At 69.5% G+C, this 4,262-nt stretch carries 6 protein-coding genes and 1 riboswitch; all 6 genes read left to right on the top strand.

The window, feature by feature from the left end; translation table 11 throughout:
- On the top strand, positions 1–547 hold a 547-nt coding region (locus tag DK254_RS31170), incomplete at its 5' end, for a RibD family protein (RefSeq protein ID WP_146219684.1).
- A 114-nt stretch (positions 548–661) separates the two neighbouring features.
- A riboswitch (FMN riboswitch) is annotated at positions 662–826 on the top strand.
- Between the two features lie 176 nt (positions 827–1,002).
- The gene (locus DK254_RS31165) at positions 1,003–1,665 is read left to right on the top strand and encodes a riboflavin synthase (RefSeq protein ID WP_109936925.1); all 663 of its coding nucleotides are present in this window, start codon (positions 1,003–1,005) and stop codon (positions 1,663–1,665) included.
- Between the two features lie 14 nt (positions 1,666–1,679).
- On the top strand, positions 1,680–2,774 hold the full coding sequence (gene ribBA, locus DK254_RS31160) for a bifunctional 3,4-dihydroxy-2-butanone-4-phosphate synthase/GTP cyclohydrolase II (RefSeq protein ID WP_109936924.1): 1,095 nt from the start codon (positions 1,680–1,682) through the stop codon (positions 2,772–2,774).
- A 99-nt stretch (positions 2,775–2,873) separates the two neighbouring features.
- Positions 2,874–3,350, top strand: a complete 477-nt coding sequence (ribE, locus tag DK254_RS31155; protein ID WP_109936923.1) for a 6,7-dimethyl-8-ribityllumazine synthase — start codon at positions 2,874–2,876, stop codon at positions 3,348–3,350.
- Positions 3,347–3,826, top strand: a complete 480-nt coding sequence (gene nusB, locus DK254_RS31150) for a transcription antitermination factor NusB (RefSeq protein WP_109936922.1) — start codon at positions 3,347–3,349, stop codon at positions 3,824–3,826. The genes ribE and nusB overlap by 4 nt, the downstream gene beginning before the upstream one ends.
- Before the next feature lie 14 nt (positions 3,827–3,840).
- On the top strand, positions 3,841–4,262 hold a 422-nt coding region (locus tag DK254_RS31145; protein WP_256595997.1), incomplete at its 3' end, for an AIR synthase related protein.

Below are 4,262 nucleotides of genomic sequence, written 5' to 3'. Positions count from 1 at the left end.
GCGCGCGCGCTCCAGCGTGGTGCTTTCCGGCGCGGATACCGTGCTGCTGGACGCTGCCCGCCTGACCGTGCGCCCCGACGAACTGGGCCTGGACGCCGAGCAGACCGCCCTGGCCGCCGCGCGCCAGCCGCTGCGCGTGCTGGTGGACGGCCGCCTGCGGGTGCCGCTTGGCGCCGCCTTCTACCAGGCCGGCCCGGCGCTGGTGGCCAGTTGCGCCGAACGCGACGGCTTCGCCGGCGAGGGCCGCGAACTGCTGGTGCTGCCCGGTGCCGACGGCCACGTCGACCTGGCGAAGCTGCTCGCCGAGCTGGGCGCGCGCGGCGCCAACGAGGTGCTGGTGGAAGCCGGCCCGCGCCTGGCCGGGGCTTTCGCCCGCCTTGGGCTGGTGGATGAATACCTGATCTTCATCGCACCCAAGCTGCTGGGTTCCAGTGCTCGCCCGCTGCTGGAGCTGCCGCTGGAGAAGATGGCCGAGGCCCGCGCGCTGAAGATCGACGACATCCGCGCCGTGGGCGACGACTGGCTGGTCACGGCACGGCCGGTCTGACGGAATTGCCTGCGCCACCCCCTGCGAATGCGGTGGGGTGGCAAACTGAACCTTCCGACTTGCGCCGGCCTGTGGTAAAACGCCACACGCGGCCGCTGCTGTATCGGCCGCGATTGACGTTCTCAGGGCGGGGTGCAAGTCCCCACCGGCGGTGATGGCGCGCAATGCGTCTAGCCCGCGAGCGCTTGCCACGACCGGCCACCGCCGCAGTGACAAGGTCAGCAGACCCGGTGCGATTCCGGGGCCGACGGTAACAGTCCGGATGAAGAGAGAACGGGATGAACCTGCGCAAGGTGCGTCTGCACGCCTGCGCGTCGTGTCCCTTCGATCGGTATGCCCTGTTTTTCCCAAAACAGGAGTTTCAGCACCATGCACCACCCCTTCGTTTCCACTGCGCTGGCTCACGCCGGCCGGCACGCCTGCGCGCAACCGCATTGCGCCGTCCGGGAGGCCCCATGTTCACCGGCATAATCGAAGCCATCGGCAGCATCCGCTCGATCACCCCCAAGGGCGGTGACGTGCGCCTCTACGTCCAGACCGGCAAGCTCGACCTTTCCGACGTCAAGCTCGGCGACAGCATCGCCGTCAACGGCATCTGCCTGACCGCCGTGGAGCTGCCCGGCGACGGCTTCTGGGCCGACGTCAGCCGCGAGACCCTGGCGCGCACCGCCTTCGCCCAGCTCAAGGTCGGCAGCCGCGTCAACCTGGAGAAGGCCCTGACCCCCACCACCCGCCTGGGCGGCCACCTGGTCAGCGGCCACGTCGACGGCGTCGGCGAGATCGTCAAGCGCGAGGATAACGCCCGCGCCATCCAGTTCACCGTGCGCGCGCCGCGCGAGCTGGCCAAGTACATCGCCCTCAAGGGGTCGATCACCGTCGACGGCACCAGCCTCACGGTGAACGCGGTGAACGGCGCCGAGTTCGAGCTGACCATCGTCCCGCACACCCTGGTCGAGACCATCATGGCCGACTACCGCCCGGGGGCGCAGGTCAACCTCGAGGTCGACCTGCTGGCGCGCTACCTGGAGCGCCTGCTGCTCGGCGACAAGGCCGCCGAGCCCGCCGCCGCCGGCATCACCGAAGCATTCCTGGCCGAAAACGGCTTCATGAAGCATTGACAGGAGCTGCCCAGATGGCACTCAACAGCATCGAAGAACTGGTAGAAGACATCCGCCAAGGCAAGATGGTCATCCTCATGGATGACGAGGACCGCGAGAACGAAGGCGACCTGATCATGGCCGCCGAGTGCGTGCGCACCGAAGACATCAACTTCATGGTCAAGTACGCCCGCGGCCTGGTCTGCATGCCCATGACCCGCGAGCGCTGCGAGCGCCTCGGCCTGCCGCTGATGGTGCAGCGCAACGGTTCGGGTTTCGGCACCAAGTTCACCGTCTCCATCGAGGCCGCCGAAGGCGTCACCACCGGCATCTCCGCCGCCGACCGGGCGCGCACCGTGCAGGCCGCCGCGGCCAAGGACGCCGTGGCCGCCGACATCGTCAGCCCCGGCCACATCTTCCCGCTGATGTCGCAGCCCGGCGGCGTGCTGGCCCGCGCCGGCCACACCGAGGCGGCCTGCGACCTGGCGCGCATGGGCGGCTTCGAGGCCTCCGGGGTGATCTGCGAGATCATGAACGACGACGGCACCATGGCCCGTCGCCCGGAACTGGAAGCCTTCGCCGAGCAGCACGGGATCAAGATCGGCACCATCGCCGACCTGATCCACTACCGGCTGATCCACGAACGCACCGTCGAGCGCCTCGCCGAGCAGCCGCTGGACACCGAGCTGGGCCAGTTCCACCTGATCACCTACCGCGACTCCGTGGAAGGCGAAGTGCACCTGGCGCTGACCCTCGGCAGCATCTGCGCGGAGGAGCCGACCCTGGTGCGGGTGCACAACATGGACCCGCTGCGCGACCTGCTGATGGTCAACCAGGCCGGGCGCTGGAGCCTGCGCGCGGCCATGGCCAAGGTGGCCGAGGCCGGCAGCGGCGTGGTGCTGCTGCTGGGCCACCAGGTCGGCGGCGAGGACCTGCTGGCCCACGTGCGCGAGATCGCCGCCGCCGCGCCGGCGCCCAAGCCCACCACCACCTACAGCACCGTTGGCGCCGGTTCGCAGATCCTCCGCGACCTGGGCGTGCGCAAGATGCGCCTGATGTCGGCGCCGATGCGCTTCAACGCGATATCCGGTTTCGACCTGGAAGTTGTAGAATACCTGCCCGCCGAATGAACCCGCGCCGCCGTGCCCTGGCACGGCGGCAGTGTTCTTCTACCCTGATTTCGCGGAGCGTCGCCGACGCTTTGGCTCTTTAACAGACGAGACCTGCTCATGACCCTGAAGACCATCGAAGGTACCTTCATCGCCCCCAAAGGCCGCTTCGCCCTGGTGGTTGGCCGCTTCAACAGCTTCGTGGTGGAAAGCCTGGTGCAAGGCGCCATCGACGCGCTGGTGCGCCACGGCGTCGCCGAAGGCGACATCACCATCATCCGCGCCCCGGGCGCCTTCGAGATCCCTCTGGTGACCCAGAAGGTCGCCCAGCGCGGCGAGTTCGACGCCATCATCGCCCTCGGCGCGGTGATCCGCGGCGGCACCCCGCACTTCGAATACGTTGCCGGCGAGTGCACCAAGGGCCTGGCGCAGGTTTCCCTGCAGTTCAACGTGCCGGTGGCCTTCGGCGTGCTGACCGTGGACTCCATCGAGCAGGCCATCGAGCGCTCCGGCACCAAGGCCGGCAACAAGGGCGCCGAGGCCGCGCTGTCCGCCCTGGAAATGGTGAGCCTGCTGTCGCAGCTGGAGGCCAAGTGAGCAGCACCGACAACGGCGCCCCGTCCAAGCCGGCCAAGCCCAACAAGATCGCCATGCGCCGCAAGGCCCGCAGCCTCGCGGTGCAGGCCCTGTACTCCTGGCAGATGGCCGGCCAGCCGCTGAACGAGATCGAGGCGACCTTCCGCACCGACAACGACTTCAGCGACGTCGACGGCGCCTACTTCCACGAGATCCTCCACGGCGTGCCGCGCCTGAAGACCGAGCTGGACGAGGCATTCACCCCCTGCCTGGACCGCCCGCTGGAAGAGATCGACCCGGTCGAGCTGGCCATCCTGCGCCTGGCCACCTACGAGCTGCGCAACCGCCTGGACGTGCCCTACAAGGTGGTGATCAACGAAGGCATCGAGCTGGCCAAGACCTTCGGCGCCACCGACGGCCACAAGTTCGTCAACGGTGTGCTGGACAAGCTGGCGCCGCGCCTGCGCGCCGCCGAGCTGCGCGGCGCCAAGCGCTGAGCCCGCCGCAAGGCATGGGTGAGTTCGAACTGATCCGCCGCTACTTCGCCGCGGCCGCCTGTGCGGCCGCGGCTGATGGCGTGGCCCTGGGCATCGGTGACGACTGCGCCCTGCTGGCGCCGGCCGCCGGCCAGCAACTGGCGGTGTCCACCGACACCCTGGTGGCCGGCGTGCACTTCCCCGCGCTGTGCCAGCCCTTCCTGCTCGGCCAGCGCGCCCTGGCGGTTTCCGCCAGCGACCTGGCGGCCATGGGCGCCACGCCCCTGGCCTTCACCCTCGCCCTGACCCTGCCCGAGGCCGACCCGGCCTGGCTGGAAGCCTTCGCCCAGGGCCTCAACCGCATGGCCAAGGCCTGCGGCCTGGCGCTGGTCGGCGGCGACACCACCCGCGGCCCGCTGAGCATGACCCTCACCGTGTTCGGCCAGGTCCCCGCGGG

Origin of the sequence: Pseudomonas sp. RW407 (assembly GCF_003176655.1) — a bacterium.
In the GTDB taxonomy this organism is placed as follows: Bacteria; Pseudomonadota; Gammaproteobacteria; order Pseudomonadales; family Pseudomonadaceae; genus Pseudomonas; species Pseudomonas delhiensis.
Note: the sequence above shows the minus strand (reverse complement) of the source record. Positions and strands in the feature narration are given on the sequence as shown.